Source organism: Variovorax paradoxus (assembly GCF_009498455.1).
Lineage (GTDB): Bacteria > Pseudomonadota > Gammaproteobacteria > Burkholderiales > Burkholderiaceae_C > Variovorax > Variovorax paradoxus_H.
The window spans coordinates 4,989,241-5,014,917 of record NZ_CP045644.1; the positions used below are offsets into that span (position 1 = coordinate 4,989,241).

Here is a 25,677-nt window from a genome sequence, read left to right on the forward strand (position 1 = left end):
TCCAGAGGAGATGAATTGTGCCCTTCGGCCGATGCGGTCAGACGGCTGCGACGATGGCCGCCTCGCTCGGGCCACCGGACAGCGTCGGCGGCGTGCGAACGATGGAGGTGAGCGTCGGCTCGGCGGGGCGCAGCAGCGAAAGGTCGGGGCGCGGGCGGCGCAGCTGCACGTCGGCGGCGAAGGCCTTCTCCATCGCGTGCGCGGCGCCCAGCACTTGGTGGTCGGCGCGGAAGCCGCCCACCACCTGCAGCCCGAACGGCATGCCCGCATGGTCGACGCCGCAGGGCAGCGTGATCGCCGGATGTGTCGTGAGGGTGACGACATAGGTCAACGCCAGCCAGCGGTAGTAGTTCGCCTGCTTCTCGCCGTTGATGGTGTCGGCATACGGCTGCGTCCACGGAAAGGGCGAGACCGGCGTGGTCGGCGAGAGCACGAGGTCGTAGTCGGCGAAGGTGGACTGGAAGCGCTTGATGAGGCGCGTCTGCTCGGCCTGCGCCCAGGCGCTGTCCAGCAGGCTCATGCGCGCACCCATCTCGTAGTTCGCGCGCGGGTTCGGGCCGAGGCTCTGCGGATCGCGCTCGTAGGCGGCGTGCATGCCCGCCACGAAGGCCTCGGCGCGCAGCACGTCGAAGCAGCGGTGCGCATCGCCCAGATCGAAGCTCACTTCGTCGCAGCGGCGGAACAGGTGCCGCATCGACCCGATCTTTCGGCGCATCGTGGCGCGGATGCTGTCGTTCACCGCGCAGAGGCCGAAGTCTTCCGTCCATGCCACGCGAAGCCTGCTGAGGTCGATGTCCATCGGCTTGAGAAAGGACAAGGGGTCCAGCGGATAGCTCAGCGGATCGCCGGCGTTCATTCCGGCCGAGGCCGCGAGCTGCAGGCAGGCGTCTTCCACGGTGCGGCCCATCGGCCCGACCACCGAGATCGGCGTCCAGCCCAGCGGCTTTCGCACGCTGGGCACGACGCCCGGCGAGGGCCGGAAGCCCACCACGCCGCACTTGGCGGCCGGAATGCGCAGCGAGCCGCCGGTGTCGGAGCCGGTGCACACGGGCAGCATGTCGCACGCCAAGGCCGCGGCCGATCCGCCCGAAGAGCCACCCGCATTCAGGTTCGGATCGAAGGGGTTGCCGGTGGCACCCCAGACCTCGTTGCGCGAATTGGCGCCCGCGCCCATCTCGGGCACGTTGGTCTTGCCGGCCACGATGGCACCGGCCTTGCGAAGGCGTGCGACCAGCTCGATGTCTTCCTGCGGCACGTGGTCGCGGTAGATCGGCGAACCCCATGTGGTGAGCAGGCCCTCGGTCGGCTCCAGGTCTTTCACGCCCAGCGGCAGGCCGTGCAGCAGCCCGAGCGGCTCGCCCTGCATCACGGCGGTTTCGGCGGCGGCGGCTTCCGATCGCGCGCGGTCGAAGCAGGTCGCGGTCACCGCATTGACGAAGGGGTTCGTCTGCGCGATGCGCGCGATGCAGGCCTCGAGCAGTTCGACGGGCGAGATCGCCTTGCTGCCGATGAGGCGGCGCAGTTCGACGGCGGAGTGTTCGACGAGTTCGTTGGGTGTGGACATCGCGAGGGGCTATGGATCAATCGGCGGTGATGTTGGCGCGGGCAGCAACGGCGCGCATCACAGGCAGTTCCCGGTGGATGAGCTCGCTGGCCGCCGCGGCATTGCTGTAGACCGGCTCCAGCCCCTGGGCGCTCAGCCTGGCCCGGGTGTCCGGATCGGCCATGGTCGCGGCGAGCGCCTTCTCGAGCCGGCTCTTCGCCTCGGCGGGCAGGCCGCGCGGTGCGGCGAGGATCAGCCAGGAGTCCATGTCGATGTCGGGATAGCCGCTCTCGGCGAGGCTGGGCACGTCGGGCAGCAGGCTGGAGCGCTTGGCCGTCGTCACCGCGATGGCCTTGATCTTGCCGCCCTTGAGCTGCGGGATGGCGGCGCTCACGGTGTCGACACTGAACGCGACCTGCCCGCCCATGAGGTCCGTCATGGCCGGTGCGCTGCCTTTGTAGGGCACATGCGTCATCTTCAGGCCGGCCGCATGCAGGATGCTCTCGCCGGCGAAATGCGAGGTCGTACCGGTGCCGTAGGAGGCGTAGGAATACGTGCCGGGCGAGGCCTTCACGTAGTCCACGAACTGTTTGACGGTCTTCACCGGCACCTCGCTGTTGGCCAGGAGGATGAGCGCAAGCCGCCCGGCAATGCCGATCGGCTCGAAGCCCTTGACCGGGTCGTACGGCAGGTTGGGGCGGATGGCGGGGTTCACGGTGAAGGTCGTGCCCGAGCTCACGAGCAGCGTGTAGCCGTCGGGCACCGCCTTCGAGACATAGGTGGCGCCGATGAGCGTGCCGGCACCGGCGCGGTTCTCGATGACGACGGGCTGGCCGAGCTCCTTGGCGAGCCGCTGGCCGATGATCCGGCCGTTCACGTCCGTAGCGCCGCCCGGCGGAAACGGAATCACGAGCGTGACTGGCCGCGACGGGAAAACCGGCTCCGCGGCGAAGGCGGCCAGCGAGGCAAGACCGAGGCAAGAGACCAGCGCGATGCGGGCCAGTGCAAAGAGACGTTTCATGGATGGTGCTCCTGTGAAATTCCATCGTAGGAGCGGACTTCGGCTGCCACAAGCGCAATGTTTAGAATCATTCGTTGCCGAATCGGCAATCGATGCGATGCGCTGGCCATCGTGCAGCCCGGAGGAATTCATGCGACTTCAAGCCCTGCAGGAGCCGGCCGTCCGGTACTTTCTCGAGGTCGTGAAAAGCGGCTCGGTGAAGGAAGCGGCGCTCAGGCTCAACGTCGCGCCCTCGGCGGTGAGCCGGCAGGTGGCGCGCCTGGAACGCGAACTCGATACGCTGCTGTTCGACCGCCACGCGCGCGGCATGGTGCCCAATGCGGCCGGCGAACTGCTGGCCGCGCATGCCAAGCGGACGCAGCAGGACATCGAACGGGTGGCGAGCGACATCGCCGGGCTGCGTGGCCTGCGCAGCGGGCATGTGCGCGTGGTGAGCACCGAGGGCTTCGCCTTCGACTTCCTGCCGACGCTGATCTCGCGCTTTCGCGAGAAGTACGAAGGCATCCGCTTTCACCTGGAAGTCAGCACGCCGACCGACATCCCGCGCCGCATCCGCGACGGCGAAGCCGATGTGGGCATGACACTGAGCGCGCTGCCCGAGCCCGGCATCAAGGTCGAACTGCGGCATCCCAGCCCGATCTTCGCGGTGATGGCGAAGGGGCATCCGCTGGCGGCGCAGCGGCAGTTGTCGCTGCGCCAGGTGGTGGGCTATCCGTTGGGGTTGCCGCCGGAGGGCAGCTCGATCCGGCAGCTGCTGGACATCAGCTGCGGCCGGCAGGGCCTGCAGTACGTGCAGGCCATGTCCAGCAACCATGCGAATGCGCTCGTGAGCTTCGCGGCCGCGGGCGGCGGCAGCATCGCCTTCTATGGCGCGCTGTCGATCCGCACGCTGCTCAAGACACGGGCGCTGGTCGCGATTCCGCTGAAGGACAGGGAAATGAACGAGCGCCACCTCGAGGTCGAGACCTTGGCGGGGCGATCGCTGCCCGATGCGGGCAGGGCGTTCGTGCGGTTCCTGACGGAGGCGATCGAAGAGACCGCCTGAACGGCCTGAAGGGGCCCGTGTGCCTGCTTACTTGCGGCGGTTGCGAGCGGCCGGTGCCGAGGTCTGCGACGGCGCCGCGCCGCCGTCCACGCCCAGCCGACCGCCGCCGCCGAGACCCTGGCCGCGCACCGTCTGCGCCTTGTAGTTGCGCAGCGAACGGACCATCTGGTTGAACGCGTCCATGAAGGCTGCCGCGATCACCTTGCCCTGCGCGGTGTTCGTGTAGCCGCCGATGCCGCCGGCACCGCTGCGGCCACCGAGGCCGCCGAAGCCTGCGAAATCGGTCTTGGAGGCGCTGCCTTCCGAGGCCGCGACCTGCACGCCCGAGCGGTTGTCGATGAGCGTCAGCAGGGCGCTGGCTTCTTTCGTCTGCAGGCTGGCGCCGACAGCCGCAATGGCGCGGCCACGGCCGCCGCCCACGAGGCCGCCGAGCGCACCGCCGATGCCGCCGGCGTCGTTGTTGCTGAACACGATCTCGGGCGACAGGCCGTAGTCGGAGGCGACCATCTGGCCGCGGCCGAAGTTGCTGCCGCCGCGCATCTCGCCCGATTGCATCAGCGCGCGTTCGCGCGTCATGGCGTTCATGCCGGCCGCGCCGCGCTCCACCACCACGAAGCAGTTCGACTGCTGCACCAGCAGGCGCAGCAGGTTGGCCGTGGGCGGCAGGCGGTATTCACCCGTGAGGATCGTGTACCAGCCGGCGTTGACGTTCTCGACCAGCGACACGGTGCCCAGTGGCGATTCGCAGCGCTCGAGCTGGCTGCTCGCGCCCGCCGTGGCACCGCCGGCGGCGCTGCCCGTGGCCGTGGTCTTGGCCGACGGGGCGCCCATCTGCATGTCCATGGTCTGGCAACCGGAAAGCGCCAGCAGGCCCGCGAGTGCGCTGGCGAGAGAGAGTTTGGAAAAAGGCATGTCCCTGTCCGTCATCAAATGAAAACAATGTGGCGCCCCGATCCACCGGCAGGCGCCGCGCCCGCGCGACGATACGGGCCGCCCGATGCGGCAGCCAGTGTCGAAAGTCACAGTCAGGAACATTCGTGGCACTTCTTGGGTGCTTGGTTACAGTCCGGACTCCATTCGCAGGAGTTTTCAGATGGCCACAAAGAAGAGGAATGTCGTGGGAGAAGCCGCCGTCGAGCTGACGACGCAGCAGGTGGCGCAGGCCTTGGCCATTGCCGGGGCGTCGGGCTACAGCGGCAGCGCCGATCCGTCGTTCGTGGGTGCGGTGCTGGTGGCGCTGGCGGTCAACACGAGTTCCGTCAGCGCGACCATCGACAGCGCGAAGAGCAGGGGCCCCGGCGTCGCGGGCGTTCTGCAGCACTGACCGGCCGGCGGGGCGCCGGCCTTCGACCTGAACCGGTGCACTGTCAGCTCGTGTAGTCGCCGCTGGCTTCGGGCTGGAACAGCACAGCGATCACGCGCGCGCTGTGTTCGCCGCCGCCGGGCGTCTTCCAGTGCGCAACCGCGCCGGTCTTCTGGCCGAGCAGGCCGATGCCAACGGGCGAAAACACCGAGATGTAGCCCGTGGTCGGGTTCGCGTCGGCGGGATAGCAGATCACGATCTTCTGCCGCTGTCCGGCGGGCAGTTCCTCGATTTCCACCTGCGTATACATCGTCACGATGTCCGAGGGCATTTCGCGCGAGGGAAGGATGTCGGCCGTGTCGAGCAGATCGGACAGGGCCGGGGGAAGAGGCGCGTCCGCGAATTTGCTGAGACGGACGTAATCGAGTTCGGTGAGCGTGCGCTCCCCGTGAACGGTTGAAAGCATGAAGCACTCCAGATGAACGCAACCCGCCTTCGAAACAGACAGGGTCGCTACCGCGCGGTGTGGTGCCCGGCGGTCAAGGTGTGCGCATCAAGAAGAAGGTAGCGGACCGCCGGGCTCAGGAATGTGCGGACGTGCGTCGGAGGACCGACGTGGTCGCCGCCGTGACGACGCCCACACGACGACCGGCCGCTGCCATGGGCAGGGCTGCGCGTGCAGGGTGTAGACGGGGCGAGGAGGAGGCCATGGGGCGCGAGTGTAGGCGATTCTGGCCAGATTGGCCAATTGTGGCCCTACTGGTCCGCCGTCGCACCGCCACGGAAATCCGCCATCTGCTGGGAAGCATGAATGCAGAGTTGTCGGCGGATCCGCTGGGAAAGCATTGCTCGGCGGTCGGGAGCCTGTTTTTTTACGCCGGAGAAGCGTCAGTCGCAAACGGCTTGGGTTCTCGCTTTTCAATGAATTGAATGTGCTGGTGTGGTTGGTTTTCTTCTTTCAAATAAAACCATTTGATTGGATTTAAGAATTGAGGAATAAAAAATCAACGAAAAATAGAAATTGATTCTTGTTGGAAATAGATCATTCGAAAATTCACACTTCTTCTCAAATGAAAGCGAATCTCAACAAATGCAGCCGTCAAATCCCTCTTGTACTCAGTAGTTCGCGGTTGGAGCGAATTGTTTGCATTGGCATGTAAGTGAAAGGGCTGTCGCCAATTAACTAAAAAGAGTGAGAAACCATTGATCAGTGCGCGATCAATATTTCTCGTTTTCGGGGTTTCTCATGTTTTGACGGTTGTAATGAAAGGCTAATGGCGCAAGAATTCGGTACGCAAGAGTTTGTCGATTCAATGGTGTCAAGCAAATGAGAAATCATCTGTTTGCGTGTGATGGGCGGGTTTCTATTGCGGGCAATTGCGATGTGATTGTTGAATATTGTTAATTAAGGGATTTTTGAATGACAGCATCCACATGGATTGGGCTTCCGACAACGGCGCGAGGCGACCGGGGCGGGGTTCGTCGGATGGTCCGGGCAGGGCTGGGCCTTCTTGCCGCAGGGGGCGTGGCTGTGGCTTTGGCACAACCTGCGGCATCGGTGGAAGCTCCACGGGCACCAGCCACCACAAAGGCCGTGACTGTGGCGTTGACCCAATTGAAGGTCGTCAAGGGGCCGGACGGCAACGAGCAGTTCCAGGACGCGGCGACGATCAAACCGGGCGACGTCATCGAATACAAGGCCACCTATACCAACAACACCGGAAAACCGGTGAAAGGCCTGGTGGCCGATCTGCCGATTCCCGAAGGGCTCGAGTACCTGCCACGCAGCGCCAAGCCAGGTGCGAGCCTCGTGAAAGCCGCCACCAAGACAGCCGTTTTCGAAGCCGAGCCGCTCGTTCGCAAATTGCCCGATGGCAAGACTGAGCCTGTTCCCTACAACGAATACCGCATGTTGCGCTGGAGCCTGGGCCAATTGCCCGCCAACGGCAGCGCAACTGTGAGCGCGCGCGCCAAGGTCGAAGCCGTCGCACCGCCGACGGCAGCACCTGCGCCCACCACGCCGCCCCCGCGCGGCAAGTAAATAAAGGCCGCGCCGCACCTCGCGCATTGCGCGAGGCGAGGGCGCCAGCCTTTCCCCCGATCTCCGTTTTCGTGCCAGTCGGCAGGTACGCGTTCGCCCAGCGAAACGCACCGGCCAGGTTCTTTCGTGTTCCCGTTTCATTGACAACAGAGGAGAAGACTACGTGATACCCACCCAGCCAACCCCACGCGCCAGCGGCTTCAAGCCGTCCGCGCCCTGGGCAGGCGCCGCAGCATTGACGCTGGGCTTCCTTTTTGGAAGCCCGGCCGCACTGGCCGCTTCGCCGCCCGCCAACGCCGTCATCGGCAACCAGGCTTCCGCCAGTTATGCCGACGCAGCCGGCACGACCCAGGTCGCCACCTCCAACCTCGTGCAGACCACAGTGCTCCAGGTTGGCTCGTTCACGCTCGACAGCGTCGACCGGGTCACGACGACCGTCGTCAACTCGAAGTCCGGCGCCGCCGGTGCCACGGTTTATGCACCTCACGTGCTGACCAACACCGGCAACGGTGTCGACACCTTCGCCCTCACGGTCAAGGCCGACGCGGGCAAGTTCTCGCGCGTCGAGGTCTTTGCCGACGCTGACGGCAACGGCATGCCCGACAGCACGACGGCGCTCTGCACGGCAACCGGCGCGAATGTTTGCACGGTGACCCCGGTGCAAAGCGTGCCAGGCAACAACGGCGCATTCCGCTTCGTCGTGGCCTACACGATCCCGGGCTCGGCCATCGGCAACGGTAGCTTCGACACGGCGACGATCACGGCCACCCCGGGCACCCTGGGGCTGTACACCGCGCCGAACACCTCGGCAGCTGACAAGGACGAGGTCAAGCTGGCCACCGATGCGGTGTTCAACGTCACTAAGGCCATCGGTGCGCCGTCGATCTTGCCACCCGGCGGCGGCGCCTGGCCAACCCCGTCAGGCAGTGGCCCGCGCTCTGCCGCCGCTTGTACAACCACGAGCTGGACGACGGGTCTCGCGTCGAACGATAACTGCCAGTACTCGGTCTATACCCTCACGTTCAACAACACGGGCGGCGCACCGGGCAAGTTCGCGCTGTCCGACCAGTTGCCCCCGGGGTTGACCTACGTCACCGGTTCCGCCGTGTGGAGCGGAGCGTCCGGTATGGCGCTGGGTGATGGTGCAGCCGGCGATCCGTCGGGCATCGACTTCCAGGTGACTGGCAACACGCTGAATGCCGTGGTGGCGTCGCTGAACCCGAACGTGACGCAGACGCTGAGCTTCGTGGTGTTGGTGAACAGCACCGCCGCCATCGGCACGTCGACCACCGCCAATGTGGCTCGCTACAACGCCGAGAACGCGCCAGCCGGCGTGACGGCAGCCTTGATCGGCACGGTTGGCTCGACCACCAACCCGGCGGCTTACACCGTCCTGGCGCGCTTCGGCATCGTGGTCGGTTCCAATCCGTCCACCTCCGCAACGGCGCTTGATGCCGTGGCCGGAACGCCCAACCCCGACCTCACCAAGGAAGACCTGACCAAGAGGCAGTTGGCTGTCGCGGGCGGCAGCGTGCGGTTCCCGCAAACCGTTTTCAACACGGGCGGCGCCACCGATGCAGTGAACCTCTCGATCTCCGCCAACACCTTCCCGTCCGGCACGAGCTTCCAGTTCTTCGCTGTCGGCAGCGGTGCACCACTGCTGGACACGAACGGCGATGGCGTGCCCGACACCGGTCCGATTCCGGCCGGCGGCAGCATCAAGATCGAGATGCAGGCGCAACTTCCGCCTGGCTCGGTGGGTGGCGTCTACACGGCCACTGTCCTGGGTCGCTCCGTGAACGACAACACGAAGATCGATGCGACGCTGGACCAGCTCGATAAGGTGATCGACACCTTGGTCGATCTGACCAACACCTCGGCAGGCACGGTCGGCAGCGACATCGGCGCGGGCCCCAGTCCATTGCCGACCCAGACCCGTGAAACGAGCCCTGGTACCGGCACGGTCTTCGCGTTGTTCGTGAAGAACAACGACCTGACGCCGGCGACCTACAACTTCGCGGCCAGCCAGACGACCGGATTCCCCGGCACGCTGCCAGCGGGCTGGACGGTCAAGTTCGTGCCGGCTGGTGGCACCTGTGCATCGGCGGCCATCGCCGCCGACTTCCCGGTGGCTCCAAATGCGCAAGCCGAGATCGCAGCCTGTGTGACACCGCCTTCGACGCAGGCCGCCGTGGCCGGGCTGAAGATCTACTTCAAGGTGCAATCCACCGCGGTGGCATCGACCGGCGGAATCGCTTCCGACGTCAAGACCGACGCCGTGACCGTGACCTCCACTGCACTTCAGCTGGGCGCTTCGCTCACGCCGAACAACAACGGCCAGGTCGCACCGGGCGGCACCGTGGTGTATGCCCACACGCTGACCAACATCGGCGCCCAGAGCTGCGGCGCGTACACGCTGACGGCGACGGTGCCTGGGGCCGATGCGACGCAAGGCTGGACCACCTCGGTCTACCTCGACGTCAACGGCGACGGTCAGATCGACGCCGGTGACACACCGGTGAACGGACCGCTGGCAAGCCTGCCGGTCGGCGCTGCACAGAAGTTGCTGGTGCGCGTGTTCGCACCGGGTGGTGTGAATGCGGGCGTGAGCAGCACGACGACGGTGACGGCCACCTTCACGGATCCGGCCCCCAACTGCGGTACGCCCTCGGCGACCGATATCACCGCCGTGATCACCGGCCAGATCCGCGTCCTCAAGACGCAGGCGGCCGACATCGCCTGTGACGGCGTGGCCGACGCTCCGGGCTTCGCGGCAACCTCGCTGCAGATGAAGCCGGGCCAGTGCATCGTCTACCAGGTCGTCGCCACCAACGAAGGCATCGTGCAGGTGAGCAACATCGCCATCAACGATGCATTGCCGGCCTACACCACGTTGAGCGCGAAGCAGCCCGCATTGCAGTGCGAAGCAACCGGCGTGAGTGGTACGGCACTGGCCTTCGTGCCGGGCGCCACGGCCGTGAGCTGCGGCAGCGCAGCCAACACCGTGGCCCCAGGTGGCAAGGTCACGTTGACCTTCGCCGTGCAGATCAACCCCTGATCCCACGCCAGCGCTGCCGGCGGCCCGCAAGGGCCGTCGGCAGCCTCCGCGAGGCCCGGACCCACACCCGGCGCCTCGCCTGTTTCCCCTGCCGCTTTCACGCACATCGCTGCATGCAAGCCAGCCTTGCCGGCCTTCAAAGGCGGCAGAGGAAATAGTTCTTCGAGTGTTTGACGCGTCTCCTGCATCGGAAGGCGCGACGGAAGGTCCACGGCGTGCAATTTCTTCTTTCTTCTTCGTGTGTTGGAGCGCATCGATGGCGTGGCGCCATGGCGGTCGCGCGCAGCACGCGCGCCGCGATGGTGGCCCTCGGACTTGTTTTCGCGATGGCGTTCGCGCACGCCATATCGCCGCCCGGCGGCGTCGTGATTCGAAGCATTGCAACGGGCACCTATGTGCCCGCCGGCCTTGCGTACAGTGAAACCGCAACCTCGAACGTCGTGATCGCGAGCGTGCTGCCCGTGGAAGCGCTGTCGCTCACACAGGACCAGCGTGTGAACCGTCCGCCGGGGACCGTCGCTACCTTGAGCCATCTGCTCACCAACACCGGGAACGTGGCATCGGGCTATGCGCTGAGTTTCGTCAACAACGGCACCGGTTGCCCGGCCGACGGACTCGACCTGTCGGCACTGCGCGTAGCACGCGACACCAACCACAACGGTGTGGTCGATGCCGGCGATCTGGCGTTGCTGCCCGGTGCCGTCGGCATGCTGGCATTGGAGCCCGGCCAGACGGCCGAACTGCTGGTGCAGGGCACCGTTCCCGCTGCGGCCAGCGGCAGCGCCTGCCTGGTGCTCACTGCCACCACGGCGCTGCAGGGCGTCAGCGCGAGCAACCGCGACATCGTCGAGGTCGGCAGTGTCGCCGTGCTCGCCCTGGTCAAGTCCGCCAGCTACGCGGGTGCCGTTGTTCCCGGCAGCACGCGCATCGACTTCAGCATCTCGGGCACCAACACCGGCGCGCGAGACGCGCAGCCGGGCGGCACGGCGGCGCCCACCGGCACGCAGGTGCTGGTGAACGGAAGCCCGCGCAGCCTCTTGTTGCTGCGCGACCTTGTGCCGGCCGGCACCCGCTACATCGCAGGCAGCCTGCAAAGCACGGCCGCTGGCGCGGTGCGGCTGTTCCGCATGCCTGGCGATGCCGACTTCAGCTACCGCACGGCCGAAGACGGCGGCGCCGTCGAAGTTGCCATCGGCGTGCCCGCTGCGCTCTTGCGCAACGCCTCCATCGCCATGCAGTTCGCGGTGCAGGTGAAAGCCGATCACACCGGCGACATCCGCAACACCGCGCACAGCCAGTACAACGACGGCGTGGCGCCTGCCGCATCACCGTCCAACACGGTGGTCATCGCAGCGAGCCCGACGCAGGGCCTGAACCGCATCGGCGTCGCCAAAGCAGCTTCCATGCCGCGCATGAACCGCGGCCCCGACGGCCAGCTGGACGGCACTGCCACCGTCACCTTCGATGTCAATGTGCGCAACTACGGTGCGACAGGGCTCTATGGCGTGCAGGCCACCGATGTCCTCGAAGGCCCGGGTGCGGCTCGCTTCGGCGCCCTCACGAGCGCCAAGGTGCCGGGCGCCAACCAGTACGCCATCGTGCCCGGAAGCCTGGCGATCGTCGGCAGCCTGGGCAAAGGCGCTGCCGGCACCGTGGCGGCCGTCAACGCCGCATTCAAGGGCACGGCTTCTGATCAGAACCTGCTCGCGTCCGGCGCAGTATTGCCTTCGGGCGGCCAGTTCACCGTGCGTTTCGATGTGCGCTTCAACGCCGCCAGCCAGACAGGCACGCTGTACAACAGCGTGCGCGCGCAGGCGGCGCTCGTTGTCGGTGGCCCGCCCGTCGCGTTCGACGACTCGGTCAACGGCGGCGATCCCGACGCCGACGGCGACGGCAACCCCACCAACGACACCTCGCCCACGCCGGTATCCCTTCAACGGCCCGAACTCTCGCTCGTAAAAAGCGTCTCGCTGCCGCGCCGCGTGGGGGAGGGCGTTTACGAACTCGACTACCGCTTCAAGGTCAGCAACACCGGCACGGCACCCGCCCCGAGCGTGCGGGTGATCGACAACCTGAACTGCACGTTCGACATGGACAAACCCGACGGTCTCATCGCCGCGTGGGAACTCGGCAGTCCGCCCAAGGCGCGCCAGGGCCTCCTCCAGGTTGCCTCCAGCTTCACCGGCCGCGCGGCCTGCGACCGCGAAACCGCCGCCAGCGCCGATCCGTTCAAGCTGCCCACCCAGGCCGTGCTCGGCCTCACCGACGGCAGCCGCGCGCTGGCGCCCGGCCAGAGCGACGAAATCGAGTTCACCGTGCGTGTCACCCGCAAGCCTTCGAGCAGCGGTGCCCGCGTGCCGTTCACCAACAAGGCCTGGGCCGCCGCCTTCGAGCAGAACACCGGCAATCCGGCGCCGGCCACGCTCGTCGCTGCGAGCGCCAGCAGCGTGTCGTCGATGCTGGCCGACCCGCAGGGCGTGGTCTACAACGCCGTCACCCGCCAGCCCGTGGCCGGTGCCGTCGTCACCTTCACCCGCCAGTCGTGCACCGATGGCGCCACCAAGCCCATGGCCCTGGCCGAGGTGTTTGGCGGTGACAGCGGCATCTACCGCGCGAACGCCGACGGCAGCCTGTCGATGACCACCGGCGCCGATGGTGGCTACCAGTTCTACTTCCTGTCGCCGCCGGTCACCGGCAGCTGCACGTACGCGCTGAGCGTGGCGCCGCCCGCGGGCAGTGCCTATGCGTCGCCTTCGCAGCTCATCCCCGGCACGCCCGGCACCTTTGACCGCTGCGGTGCCATCGTCCCCCACGTGGCCGCACCGCGGGGCGCGGAGCCCACGACTCATCACTTCTCGCTCAAGGCTGGCTTCGACGCTTCGGGGGCGGCCTGCGATGCGGTGAACAACCACATCCCACTCGACCCGGGCAATGTGCTGGGGCTCGTGCTGCGCAAGGAAGGCAGCAAGCGACAGGTCGAGTTCGGCGACTTCCTCGACTACGCGCTCGTCGTCACCAACAAGACCGGCTTCCCCGTCACCGGCCTCAGCCTCGCTGACCAACTGCCGCCGGGCTTTGCCTACGTCGCTGGCAGCGCGCGGCTCAATGGTGTGGCCACGGCCGATCCCGTGGGCGGCGCCGGCCCCGGGCTCACGTTCAAGCAACCGGGCCTTGCACTCGGCGTCGACCAGTCCGCCTCGGTGCGCTACCGTGTACGCGTCGGTGTCGGTGCGCCCACGAATGGCGACGCCGTCAATCGCGCGCGCGCCAGTTCGGGCCCCATGCAGTCGAACCTCGCGCAGTGGACCGTGCGCGTCACTGGCGGCGTGTTCTCCGACGACGCTTTTCTCTTCGGCAAGGTCTACATGGACTGCCGGCGCGACGGCCGCCAGGAAGGCGTCGACGAAATCGGCGTGCCCGGCGTACGGCTGTACATGGAAGACGGCACCCACGTCGTCACCGATGTCGAAGGCAAGTGGAGCCTCTACGGCCTGAAGCCCGTCACGCACGTGCTACGGCTCGATGGGACCACACTGCCCGCTGGCGCGCGGCTCGAAGCGCTCGACAACCGCAACGCCGGACGCCCTGAGAGCCGCTTCGTCGATCTGAAGAAGGGCGAGTTCCACAAGGCCAACTTTGTCGTTGCCAACTGCGATGCGCCGGACGTGATGAAGGACGTCATCGCGCGACGCGAAGCCATCGCCGCGGTGCCCGACACCGAGGCCGAAGCCCAGGTGCGCATGCGCCTGGACCCTGAAGGACGCATCGTTGCGGTCGGCGACCGGCGCTCGTTGCCCGCCAGCGGCGAAGTGCGGGGGGGCGGCAGCACCGGTACCACGCAAACCAGTTCGGCGCCGTTGATCGCCATGCCCGCCGCCCCCGCTTCGCCCAGCAGCTTTGTGAGCGGCTCGTCGGGCGGCCAGGGCAGCACGCTCGGCGCGGCAAGCGGTGGCGGTGCGACGGACGCCACGTCCACCGCTGCGGGCCCTGCGGGCAGTCTCTTCTCCAGCATGCGCATGTCGCGCGGCATCCAGCAGCCGACAGTGGCGGTGGCGCCACTGCTGCCGCAGGCCGTGCCCAGCCCCATCGACCTCGAAGCCTTGCTGCCCCGCATCGAAAGCAACGCCCTCGGCTTCATCGACTTGCGCGACGGCGACACCGTGCCCTCGACGTCGATCAACGTGCGCGTCAAGGGCGAGGCGGGCCTCGCGCTGCGCCTGGGCGTCAACGGCCAGGCTGTGGAGGCGCGCCGCGTCGGCAAGAAGACCGAACAGGCCAGCCGCCAGATCGGCGCGTGGGAATACATCGGCGTTGCGCTGCAGCCCGGGGTCAACCGCCTCACGCTCGAAGCCGTCGATCCCTTCGGCAACACGCGGGGCGCGGCGCAGCAGATCAGCGTCACCGCGCCTGACAAGCTCGGCGCCATTCACATCGACCTGCCGGCTACGGCCCAGGCCGACCTGCGCACACCTGTGGTCGTGAAGGTGCGCCTGACCGACGCGGCCGGCGTGCCTGTCACCGCGCGCACGCAGCTCACGCTCGAGACCGACCGCGGTCGCTGGCTCGACGAAGACCTGAACCCCGCGGAGCCCGGCACCCAGGTCTTCATGGACGGTGGCGCGGCCGAGTTCCGTCTGTTGCCTCCGGGAGAACCCGGCGACGCCCGTCTGCGCGTCACGGCCACGAGCTTCGTGACCGAGGCACGACTCGCCCTGCTGCCCGAGCTGCGTCCCATGATCGGCGTAGGCATCGTCGAAGGCGTGCTCGACCTCACGAAGCGCGGCAGCGTGCCCTTGGGCGCGATGCCCGCGGGCGCGGCCTTCGAGGCCGAACTCTCCGGACTGGCCGACGAAGGCAACGGCAGCCGCCGCGCCGCCGCCCGTGGCGCCTTCTTCTTCAAGGGCGCGGTCAAGGGCGAGTACCTCCTCACGGCCGCCTTCGACTCCGACAAGACGCGCAAGGACCGCCTCTTCCGCGACATCCGCCCCGACGAGTTCTACCCCGTGTATGGCGATTCTTCCGTGAAGGGCTTCGACGCCCAGAGCACGCAGAAGCTCTACGTGCGCATCGACAAGAACCGCTCCTACCTGCTGTACGGCGACTTCAGCACCGCCAGCAGCACCGAGGTGCGCAGCCTGAGCCAGGTCAGCCGCTCGCTCACCGGCGTGAAGCACGTCTACGACGACGGCGAGGTGCGCACCACCACGTACGCCTCGCGCACCGCGCAGACCCAGCAGATCGAAGAGTTCCGCGCGGTCGGCACCTCCGGCCCGTACTACCTGAGCGCCAGCGGCGGCGAGTTCGTCGAGAACAGCGAACAGGTCGAGATCGTCGTGCGCGACCGCAACCAGCCCGACCTCGTGCTGCAGCGCGCCACGGTGACGCGCTTCGTCGACTACACCGTCGAGCCGCTCACGCGCCGCCTGCTGTTCACGCGCGCCATCGCATCGGTCGACCCGAACCTCAACCCGCAGTCCATCCGCGTGACCTACGAGGTCGATGCGGGCGGGCCGAAGTTCACCGTGGCCGGTGCCGACGTTCAACTCAAGGTGGCCAAGAACCTGCAGGTCGGCGTGGTTGCCGCCATCGACGAGAACCCCGAAAACCGCCGCAAGCTCGGCGCCGTCACTGCCGTGGCCCGCCTGGGCGACAACACCACCGTCGCCGGCGAATGGGTGCAGACCGATTCCGACCGCAGCGGCAAGGGCAGCGGCGCGCGCGTCGAGCTGCGCCACCAGGGCGAAGACCTGGCTGTGGCCGCACTCGCGAACAAGACCAGCAGCGGCTTCGACAACCCCGGTGCGAGCTTCTCGGCAGGCCGCACCGAAGCTTCGGCACGCGCCGAATACCGCCTCGACGCCGCCACCGCCCTGCGCGGCGAAATGCTCTACGGGCAAGACGCGCTGCGCGAAGGCAGTCGCCGCGGCATCACGGCGAGCGTGCAGCGCAAATTCGGCGAACAACTCGTGGGCGAGTTCGGCCTGCGCCACGGCCACAACGGCGCCGGCCTGGGCAGCGGCTCGGGCTTCGACTACGGCCAGATCTCCACCTACAGCGGCAACCTCGGCAGTGGCGTGGCCGCCAACAACGTCACCGCGCTCGGCGCGGCGGCCAATGCCGGCACCCAGGCCAACGCCAACGACGAAGACCTGACCACCGTGCGCGCCCGCCTGTCGGCACAGGTGCCGGGCATGCCGCAGGCCCAGGTGTTCGTCGAAGGCGAGCAGGACGTCCGCCAGTCCGACCGCCGCTCGCTCGCCGTGGGCGGCAACTACGCCATCACCGACAAGACGCGCCTGTACGGCCGCTACGAACTCGTCTCCAGCCTCTACGGCCCGTACGAGCTCAACGCAGGGCAGTCGAACAACGTCGGCATCCTCGGCATCGAAAGCGCATACATGGAAGGCGGGCGCGTGTACAGCGAGTACCGCCTGGCCGACAGCCTCGACGGGCGCGCCGCGCAAGCGGCCACGGGCCTGCGCAACACCTTCAAGGTCGACGACCACTGGCGCCTGACCGGCGGCGTCGAGCACACGCGTCAGATCGGCGGTGTGCGCAACAGCGGCAACAACGGCACTGGCCACGCCAGCGGCCTCACGGGCGATTCCACCGCCATCACCGGCGGCGTGGAATACACCGACGCGCGCATCAAGGCCAGCGGCATCCTCGAAGGCCGCCACGGCGACGACGCGAACACGCGCCTGTTCAGCGCAGGCTTCGGCTTCAAGATCGATCCGTCATGGAGCCTGCTGGCGCGCAGCGTGATGAGCGCCAGCGAAGGGCAGGGCGCCAACGCCGGCAATGCGCACCATCTGGCGCGCCACCAGATCGGCCTGGCCTATCGCCCCGTGGACACCGACCGCTGGAACGCGCTCATGCGCTACGAGCGCCGCTCCGAGCGCGTCACGGGCACCGGCAGTGCGACCGGCGCACTCGACGGCGCCAGCGTCTTCGGCGCAGGCAACGGCAGCGCCGGCCTGCCCGGCCGCACCAGCGCCGACATCGTCTCGGCCCACCTCAACTACACCTTGCGCCCCGGCACCGTGATCAACGGGCGCTACGCCGCCAAGTGGTCGCGCGCCGACGACGGGCTGCTGAGCAGCACCTACTGGGCGCACCTGCTGCAGGCGCGCTACACGCAAGACCTCAACGACGAGTGGGACCTCGGCGTGCAGGCCGGCCTGCTGCGCGGCAAAGGCGGCGGCCTGCAGAAAACGTTGGGTGTCGAACTCGGCTACCAGGTCATGAAAGACCTCTGGGTGTCGGCGGGCTACAACTTCGTGGGCCTGAAAGACCGCGACCTGGCGGCCAACGACTACACAAGCAAGGGGGCCTATATCCGGCTGCGGTTCAAGTTCGATGAGGGCGTACTGGGTGGCGCGGCGGTGGGGGCGCCGGCGCGGCCGGCGAGCAGCAAGGCAAGGGATCAGCTCGAAGAACCCGGGACGACCGCAAATGCGGGCCTGACGAAAAAAACCGAAAAGACGGCAATCGAAGATGAAAAGAACTGACCCGATGGTGAGAGCGCCTGTGTTTGAGAGCACCGCCCTGCCGGGGCTGTCTGCGCTGCTGCAATGGCCAATCCGTCGGTGGTTGCGTGCCGTGCGCAGCGGGATGATTTGCGTTGGTGCGATGGTGTGCTCTGTTCATCTGACGCACGCGGCGGAAATCTGTATCGGCTATATGTTCAGCAGCGGGGGTGAGGTGATTCAACTTGGTGGCCAGAAGATCGAGTCGGATGGCGTGTTCTCCGGTAGCCGTACCCCGCTAACCTGGGAAGAACGTATGACCCCGACGAGCCAGGGCGGAGGGGACGGCACTGCGCTCTTCCTTGGTATGTACACGTACCCCATAGCAACCAGTCATACCTATCGGTTCACGCCGCCCCTGGAGGGCGCTTCGATCAAGAGCGTCGGTTCAAATTGCGGTTGGTATGACGAACCGTCCTCGTGCGAGACGTATTCGGTCGATATCAATGGAAGTCATCACGCGTTCACTACGGCGGACATTTCGCCGCTACCGCGATTGCTCAAAGACCCCTCAAACTCAGTGCCCATTGAATTAGGCGTTACCTCCAATGGAGACATCCGCGGCTTGTTCATGAGCAATGAGGGCTCGGGCTGGGGCGCGGGCATGGTCCGTGTCGATGCGGCACCCATCTCCACTTTGAGGATCAGCCATACCGCTCCCATAAACGTTGGCCTGTGGGGGATTCATTTCAATCTTTGCTTCCAAGCACCATCGCTTCGGCTGGAGCTCAAAAAGGAAGCCAGTGCGGCGCGCTGGATCGCGGGCCAATCTGCAAACTACACGCTTTCACTGAATTCGAATGGCGTGCCGACGACGGCCGAAACGACGATCACCGACGACGTGCCGTCTTCCCTGACCATCGGCGCGCTTCCCGCAGGTTGCACCGGCACCGGCCAGGTCGTGGCCTGCAAAGTGCCCGCCGGGCTCACGACTTCCATGTCCTTCGTCATCCCCGTGACCCCCAAGGCCTCTGCCTTCCCGAGCGTGGAGAACACCGCCAGGGCATCGGGTGGCGGAGACGCGGCCTGCAACGGCACGGGGGCATGCGAGAGCAAGGTCACCACGCCCGTGGCCCTTCCATCGACCATCACCACGAAGAAATCCGCGAGTGCAAGCCCACTGATCGCGGGGGCCCCTGACCAGTTCTATGCGATCGCCATTACCGTGGCCGACGCCACGACCACGGCACCCATTGCGTGGACGGACACCCTCCCCAACGGGATCGTGCTGAGCGGCCCACCGACCGTGAGGTCGGGGACCACCACCGCGAGCCTGAGCGGATGCCCGGCATCCGGCGGCAGCGGCGGAACCCTCCAGTGCAGCCTGGCGGCAGGCATTGGCCCGGGCACGTTCGAGATCCTGATTCCGATCAACGCCACCCGGGGGGCAACGGGCCTGAACACCGGCACGAACACCGTGAACCTGAATGGCGGGGGCGATCCCGCATGCACGGCGGCGCTCGGGGAGGCCTGTGACGCCAGCACGCCCGACACGTCGGTCGTGCCGACGAAGCTGAAGCTCGAAAAAACAGCCAGCGCATCCAGGTTCATCGTCGGCGTGCCGGCCAGCTACACGCTCAAGCTGAGCAGCAACGGCGGGCTGACCACGACGGAAGCCGTCATCACCGATGCCGTGCCGCCTTCCTTGCGCATCGGCACGCCGCCCGCCGGCTGCACCGTGGCCGGGCAGGACGTCACCTGCCGCGTCCCCCCCGGAATGACGACCTTCCAGTCGTTCGTCATTCCCGTGACGCCCCTGGCGCCCGCGTCGGGCATCACCAACATTGCGGAGGCGAGCGGGGGCGGCGACGGCTCGTGCGCCGGCACAGGCGATTGCGTGAGCGCGGTGACCACGGCCGTGACGCTCCCGTTGGCCATCACCTCGACGAAGACGGCGAGTGCCAACCCCTTGCTCGTGGGAACGCCGGGGCAGTTCTACAGGGTGGCGGTCCAGGTGGCGAACCTGCCGACGACCGCGCCGCTCGCCATCGAAGACATGCTGCCGACGGGCATCACGCTCGCCGGCCCGCCCATTCTGTTTCCCGGCACCACCTCGGGCAGCCTGAGCGGCTGCACCACGGTGGGCTCGCTGGTCACCGGCTGCCGCGTGGCGTCGGGCGTTGCGCCGGGCACCTTCGAGATCCGCATTCCCGTCAACGTCGAGGTCACCGCAGTGGGGGTGCAGGCCGGCACGAACACCGTCAACCTGCAAGGCGGCGGCGATTCGCTGTGCACCGCCTTGCTGGACGAACCCTGCGATGCAACAACGCCACCGACCGGTGTCCGGCCGGCCGACCCGAGGGTCCGCATTCTCAAGGAGGTGACCGGCGGCTCGGGCACGCATCGCTTTCTTTTTGCGCTCTCGGGCCTGAGCGTGGCCAGTGAAACCATCACCGTCACCGACGTCGGCGTGGAAGTCGGCGCGTTGAACATCACGGGGACCGCCGGCGTTGCTGCCAGCATTTCTGAAGTATCGCCGGCGGGGTGGCCCCGCAATCCGGTGAATGCCTTCTGCTTCGACGGCAGCGAAGTCATCGCGCCCGCTCCCGCTCCGACGCGCCAGGCGGCTCGTGCCATGGCGGCAGGCGGACCCATCGTGCTGACGGGCAACACGCTGACCATTCCGGCAGACCGCATGGTGCCCGGCGCAGACCTTTACTGCGTCTTCGTCAACAACGACGCATTCGTCATAACCGGCCGCGTCTTCGACGACAACGGCAGCGGCGCAGGCAAGCCGAACGACGGCCTGGTGAATGGCGCAGAAAAGGGCATGGCAGGTGTTCAGATGCGTCTGTCCGACTGCGCCGCGGGTGTTTTTTCCACGGCCATGACCGACGGGCTGGGTCGCTACCGCCTGGAGGTGCCGTCCGCCACGGCCATCGACGATCCCGTGTGCGTTGAAGAGCTCACGCCGGCCAGCCACCTCTCTACCGGCGCGTCCGTCGGGAGCACGCAGCTTCCCTCGGGCGTGGCGGTGGACCAGAACGGCAAGACCTACACCTACCTGCGAACGGCCGACAGCACGCCGGACCGCATCGCCTTCAGGTGGAACAACAGCTCCGCCGGCGATCTGAACTTCGGCGACGTGGCCCTCAACCGCTTCGGTGCCGACAGCGCCCGCAGCGGTTCGCCTGGCAGCAGCGTCAGCCACTCGCACACCTTTGTGGCGCAGACCGGCGGGGCGGTGAGCTTCGACACGGCCGGTGCGGTGGCCACGCCGCCGATCGACGGCTGGAGCGCCAAGGTCTACGCCGACCCGGGCTGTACGGGGGCGCTGCAAGGCGGTGCCGCCGTGCTCTACCCGCCGTCGGTGCCCGTGCCCGTGACGGCGGGGCAGAACGTGTGCGTCGTGGTGCAGGAGTTCATCCCGGCCCAGGCGCTCGTCGGCCACTCCGACAAGCGCACGGTGCAGGCGAGTTTTGTTTTCACGAACGCCTCGCCCGGGCTGAGCGCGAGCTATCTCGTGAACGACACCACGACCGTATCGAGCACCGCACTGGAGCTCAAGAAGGAAGTGCGCAACCTGTCGAAAAGCGGCAGCACCTTCGGACTCATCAACGAGGCCAAGTCGGGCGAGACGCTGGAGTACCGCATCACGTACATCAACAACGGTGCGACGCCGATCAGCGACCTGACGGTGAACGACACGACGCCGGTCTACACGAGCTTTGCCGGTTCGCAGACGGGCACGACCCCGGCCACGCTGACGGCGTGCGCCAAGAACACGCCCGCCAATGCCTTGCCTGCACCGGCCGTGGCCTGCGCGGCGACTCAGGCGGCAGGCGGCGCGGGGCCGCTCGCCTGGAAGTTCACCGGGCAGCTCGCGCCTGGCGGAACGGGCGTCGTGCTCTTCAGCGTGACGGTGAACTGAGCAGGCGCCTGCCCGGAGAAACGCCGCAGACATCTGCAACCCGCATCCCATTTGCGCTCGTCCTGGCACGAGCAACGGCCAAAGCAAAGGGGGCCGATCGAAGAACCCTTCGCAGTTGGATTTGCTGTCGCCTCGACAGCCAGAACCTGAACGGTGAAGACGATGAAAAGAACAGATTCGATCGAGTGTGCGGCTGCGCCGCGGGGCAGGCTTGCATGCACAGGGGCCGTTGCGCTCGCACGGCGCATGGGCTTTTTTTGTCGCGCCTTGCGAAACGGCATCGTCTTGGCCGTGGCACTGCTGCTGGCTGGAGTGCCGGCCGTCGCGGCGGAGTTTTGCATGGATCTGAAAAGTGGAGCTGGGCCGTATGGCGGGGTCGTCGTCACACGAACGGGCAGCACGTGCAACCCAGTCGACGTATGGCTCGGCAACGCGGGTGTTTCGCAGTCCTGTACTTTCAACTTTTCAGCACCGGTGTCCGGTGTCTACGTAGATGCTGCCGGACTCACCTGCAAGGATTCTTCGTGCGAAAAGCTTGTGACGAGCGTCAATGGCAGCCATTACGCATTCCCCGTCGCGGACGTCATGCTTCCGTCGCCGTTGTTTGGCGGTTCCGCGGCATTGCGCGACGGAAACGGCGATTTTCTGGCCGCAAGTCAGTCCGGGGACTCTGCTCGAGGGTACATCTCGACTCCGGTCGTGTCTTCCTTGACGCTGTCACACCAGGGTGCTGCTGTTATTAGCGACGTCGGGGCCCTCTACCGGGTTTGCTTCTCGCCACCCCCTCCCCAATTGACGCTGAGCAAGACGGCGATCCCGGCGGGTTTTACCGTGGCGGTGCCGGCGATCTACAGGCTGACGCTGAGTAGCCGCAACGGCATGGAGACGACGGCACGCACCACGATCACCGACAACATTCCCGCGACCTTGAACATCGGCACGGTGCCTGCCGGTTGTACGAAGTCCGGGCAGGTGGTGACATGCACCGCCCCCGTGGGGTTGCGGGCACCGATGTCGTTCGACATTCCCGTGACGCCGCAGGCGCTCGCATTTCCGAGCGTCATGAATACGGCCACGGCGACTGGCGGAGGGGATGCGGCTTGCAACGCAGCGGGTGCATGCAGGGCCTCGGTGACCACCCCCGTCACTCCGTTGCCGCTCATCACCACGACCAAGACCGCAAGCGCCAATCCACTGGTGGCGGGAACGCCCGACCAGTTCTATACCGTGGCCATCACCGTGTCGAACACTGCGACCACGGCGCCGATCACGCTGGCGGACACCTTGCCCGCGGGCATCACGCTGGCCGGCCCGCCGACCCTGATCGCAGGGACGAGCACCGGGGTGGTCCTGAGTGCATGCGCTGCGGCGGGCTCCAGCACGACGGGGTGCAGCATCGGCACCGGCGTCACGCCGGGGTTTTTTTCCGTCAGGATTCCCGTCAATGTTGCCGCATTGGCCGTGGGGGTCACCGGCGGCACGAACACAGTCAACCTCAGTGGTGGTGGAGACCCGGCGTGCACACCAGCGGTCGGGCAAGCCTGTGACGCCACCACCGGGCCGATCCGGGTGGTCTTGGGTTCCCCGCAGGTGCGGATCGTCAAGCAGGTCATCGACGGGGCCGGAAGCAACGTGTTCAACTTTGCGTTGTCGGGCCTCAGCAAAACCGGTGATTCCATCGTCGTGGCAGGTGTGACGACCGCCACGGGATCGCCCGGGATCGTCGGACAGGCCGGCGTGGGGGCCAGCATTACCGAGACCTCGCCGGCGGGCTGGCCTGCAAACCCGGTGAGCGCCAGCTGTGTCGATCCCGCCAGTGCCACGCCTGCGGTCGCCTTCGGCACGCTGACGGGGAACGTCCTCACGATTCCCGCCAGTCGCATGGTGGCAGGGGCCGACATTCGATGCACGTTCGTCAACAGCGCAGGCTTCGCGGTGACGGGACGGGTCTTCGACGACAACGGCTGGGGTTCGGGTGTGCCGAACGACGGGCGGGTCAACGGCGGTGAAAAGGGACTGGGGGGCGTGGCTGTGCGGCTGACGAACTGTGCGGCGGTCGTTCTTTCGAGTGCCACGACGGATGGCCTGGGCAACTACAGCCTGCCCGTGCCGCTTTCGACGGCCATGGGTGCGGCCTTGTGCGTCGAAGAGTCAACACCTGCCGGCCACCTTTCGACGGGAGCCTCTGTCGGCGCCACGCAGTTGCCCTCGGGTGCCAGCATCGGCAGCGGCGGCAAGACCTACACCTACACGCGGGCGGCGGCGGGCACCGCGGATCGCATCGCGTTCACCTGGAATGGCACAAGCAGTAGCGGGTTGAACTTCGGCGATGTTCCCTTCAACACCTTCGGTGCGGACAGCGTCAAGAGCGGAATGTCCGGCGCCAACGTCAACCACCCGCACATCTTCACGGCGCAAACGGGTGGTTCGCTGAGCTTTGACATTGCCAGTCAGGTGGCCACGCCGCCAATGGTCGGCTGGAGTTCCAGGGTGCTTGCCGACCCCGGGTGCACCGGCGTGCCGCAAGCCGGTGCAGCAGTGCTCTATCCGCCCGCGGTGGCAATGACCACGACGGCGGGACAAAACGTCTGCGTCGTGTTGCAGACCTTCGTTCCAGGCAACGCAACGGACGGCGATCGCAACAACGCGACGGTGCAGGCCAACTTCGTGTTCACGAATGCGTCGCCTGGCCTGAACGCGAGCTATACGGTGCACGACACCACGACGGTGTCGAGCATGGCGCTGGAGCTCAAGAAGGAAGTGCGCAATGTGACGAAGGGCGGCACCTTCGGACTCAACAACGAGGCCAGGTCGGGCGAGACGCTGGAGTACCGCATCACCTACACCAACAACGGCGCGACACCGATCAGCGGCCTGACGGTGAACGATGCGACGCCGGTCTATACGAGGTTTGCCGGTTCGCAGGAGGACACGACCCCGGCGACGCTGACGGCATGCGCGAAGAACACGCCCGCCAATGTGGCGCCCGCGCCGCCGGTGGCGTGCGCGGCGACACAGGCGGTCGGTGGTGCGGGGGCGTTGGACTGGAAGTTCACCGGGCAGCTCGCGCCTGGCGGCACGGGCGCGGTGCTCTTCAAGGTGACTGTGAACTGACCGGATGGCCTTCCGAAAAGGAAGGCGCCGCGATCAGCAACGGCCCTTCTTGGCCTGGCCGGGCGGGCAGTGACCGCCGCCGCGGTGATCGTCGTCATGGTCGTAGCGGTCGCCGCGGTCATGGTGGTGGCGATCGCTGCGTCGTTCTTCACGGCGCTCGGCGCGGCGCCAGTCGCCTTCACGCCAGCGCCAGCCGCCGTCGGCACGCACCCAGCCACCCGGGGCGTAGGCGTAATCGGGGCGGGCCGCCACGTAATAGCCCGGGCGCCATGCGTAGGCGCGGTCGTTCCATTGCCAATGGCCGGGCACCCAGACCTGACCGCTGCGCGGTCGTGGCGCGGGCTCGTAACGCGGTGCGGGCGGCGCGACCTGGATCAGGCCGGGCACGTTGATGTTGACGGAGACCTGTGCCACGGCGGGCAACGTGGCGGCCGCCACTGCGGCGGCCAAAAGAATTCTTGTGATTTTCATCGTGAAGCCCTTGATGATTGTTTTGGGGGAAGCCAGTCCGAACAACGCCTGACCGGTGGACCGCGTGTACGGGATACCCCTGCCTTGGCACCTGCAGTCGTTAACAAACGGGAAGTTTTGCACGCATCGAAGGGCGCCCCTGTCGGACAGGCCCGCGTGCCGCGAAACGACGCCTGATGTGTGGCGCAAAAAGCGAAAAGGCCCGTTACCTTGTGAGTAACGGGCCTTCAGCAAATGGTGGCTCCTCGACCTGGGCTCGAACCAGGGACCTACGGATTAACAGTCCGGCGCTCTACCAACTGAGCTATCGAGGAACAAGCCTTCAATTATATTCAATGAATTCGCCGTTCTGAGACGGCGGCGATCATTTTTGATGGGTCAAGCGCGCAGGGCGATTGATTTTTTTCGCGTCTTCCACGTCTTCGCCCCCGCGTGCTTCGTTCGCGTGGGGCTCCACAAATGAAAAGGCCCGCTACCTTGTGAGTAGCGGGCCTTTCAGAGGCCTTGCGGCTTTGTTCTGGCTCCTCGACCTGGGCTCGAACCAGGGACCTACGGATTAACAGTCCGGCGCTCTACCAACTGAGCTATCGAGGAACAAGCCTTAGATTATAGCGTGGTTTTTTGGGCTTCCAAAAACTCCGGGAAGCATCGAGGCGCGAGCGCAACGAAATCGTGGCGACG

The 25,677-nt window shown here is 66.6% G+C and carries 12 protein-coding genes and 2 tRNA genes; 7 read left to right on the forward strand and 7 right to left on the reverse strand.

Going from position 1 to position 25,677, the window contains the following annotated elements:
* Positions 1-37: 37 nt before the first annotated feature.
* A complete protein-coding gene (locus GFK26_RS23015; protein ID WP_153284018.1) occupies positions 38-1,564 on the reverse strand; it encodes an amidase in 1,527 nt (508 codons plus the stop codon).
* A gap of 16 nt (positions 1,565-1,580) precedes the next feature.
* Positions 1,581-2,564, reverse strand: a complete 984-nt coding sequence (locus GFK26_RS23020) for a Bug family tripartite tricarboxylate transporter substrate binding protein (RefSeq protein ID WP_153284019.1) — start codon at positions 2,562-2,564, stop codon at positions 1,581-1,583.
* 130 nt (positions 2,565-2,694) lie between these two features.
* Here GFK26_RS23020 and GFK26_RS23025 point away from each other — a divergent pair, with 130 nt between their 5' ends.
* The gene (locus GFK26_RS23025; protein ID WP_153284020.1) at positions 2,695-3,609 is read left to right on the forward strand and encodes a LysR family transcriptional regulator; all 915 of its coding nucleotides are present in this window, start codon (positions 2,695-2,697) and stop codon (positions 3,607-3,609) included.
* 27 nt (positions 3,610-3,636) lie between these two features.
* Here the strand turns inward: GFK26_RS23025 and GFK26_RS23030 are convergent, their stop codons facing one another.
* Entirely contained in the window at positions 3,637-4,521 is an 885-nt protein-coding gene (locus GFK26_RS23030) for a CsgG/HfaB family protein (RefSeq protein ID WP_194273940.1), read from the reverse strand.
* Positions 4,522-4,702: 181 nt separating this feature from the next.
* Here GFK26_RS23030 and GFK26_RS23035 point away from each other — a divergent pair, with 181 nt between their 5' ends.
* Positions 4,703-4,933: a hypothetical protein gene (locus GFK26_RS23035; protein WP_070060895.1), complete on the forward strand. Its 231-nt coding sequence runs from the start codon at positions 4,703-4,705 to the stop codon at positions 4,931-4,933.
* Between the two features lie 43 nt (positions 4,934-4,976).
* On the opposite strand, the gene GFK26_RS23040 is transcribed toward GFK26_RS23035, so the two are convergent.
* Positions 4,977-5,378, reverse strand: a complete 402-nt coding sequence (locus tag GFK26_RS23040; RefSeq protein WP_153284022.1) for a GreA/GreB family elongation factor — start codon at positions 5,376-5,378, stop codon at positions 4,977-4,979.
* Between the two features lie 1,134 nt (positions 5,379-6,512).
* Between GFK26_RS23040 and GFK26_RS23045 the strand changes: the two genes are divergently transcribed.
* The 5 genes from GFK26_RS23045 (at position 6,513) to GFK26_RS23065 (ending at position 24,525) form a co-directional block, all read left to right on the forward strand.
* Positions 6,513-6,953: a hypothetical protein gene (locus tag GFK26_RS23045; RefSeq protein ID WP_228121753.1), complete on the forward strand. Its 441-nt coding sequence runs from the start codon at positions 6,513-6,515 to the stop codon at positions 6,951-6,953.
* A gap of 163 nt (positions 6,954-7,116) precedes the next feature.
* Positions 7,117-10,011 (forward strand): DUF11 domain-containing protein, encoded by a 2,895-nt coding sequence (locus tag GFK26_RS23050; protein ID WP_153284023.1) that lies wholly within the window; start codon positions 7,117-7,119, stop codon positions 10,009-10,011.
* Between the two features lie 269 nt (positions 10,012-10,280).
* A complete protein-coding gene (locus GFK26_RS23055; RefSeq protein WP_153284024.1) occupies positions 10,281-17,522 on the forward strand; it encodes a DUF11 domain-containing protein in 7,242 nt (2,413 codons plus the stop codon).
* A gap of 19 nt (positions 17,523-17,541) precedes the next feature.
* A complete protein-coding gene (locus tag GFK26_RS23060; protein ID WP_194273941.1) occupies positions 17,542-21,411 on the forward strand; it encodes a hypothetical protein in 3,870 nt (1,289 codons plus the stop codon).
* 291 nt (positions 21,412-21,702) lie between these two features.
* A complete protein-coding gene (locus GFK26_RS23065; protein WP_228121754.1) occupies positions 21,703-24,525 on the forward strand; it encodes a hypothetical protein in 2,823 nt (940 codons plus the stop codon).
* Between the two features lie 33 nt (positions 24,526-24,558).
* Here the strand turns inward: GFK26_RS23065 and GFK26_RS23070 are convergent, their stop codons facing one another.
* The 3 genes from GFK26_RS23070 to GFK26_RS23080 all read right to left on the reverse strand — a co-directional run bounded on the left by GFK26_RS23070 (position 24,559) and on the right by GFK26_RS23080 (position 25,590).
* Positions 24,559-24,996 (reverse strand): YXWGXW repeat-containing protein, encoded by a 438-nt coding sequence (locus GFK26_RS23070; protein ID WP_153284026.1) that lies wholly within the window; start codon positions 24,994-24,996, stop codon positions 24,559-24,561.
* Between the two features lie 238 nt (positions 24,997-25,234).
* A tRNA-Asn gene (locus tag GFK26_RS23075) sits at positions 25,235-25,310 on the reverse strand.
* A gap of 204 nt (positions 25,311-25,514) precedes the next feature.
* A tRNA-Asn gene (locus GFK26_RS23080) sits at positions 25,515-25,590 on the reverse strand.
* Positions 25,591-25,677 lie beyond the last annotated feature (87 nt).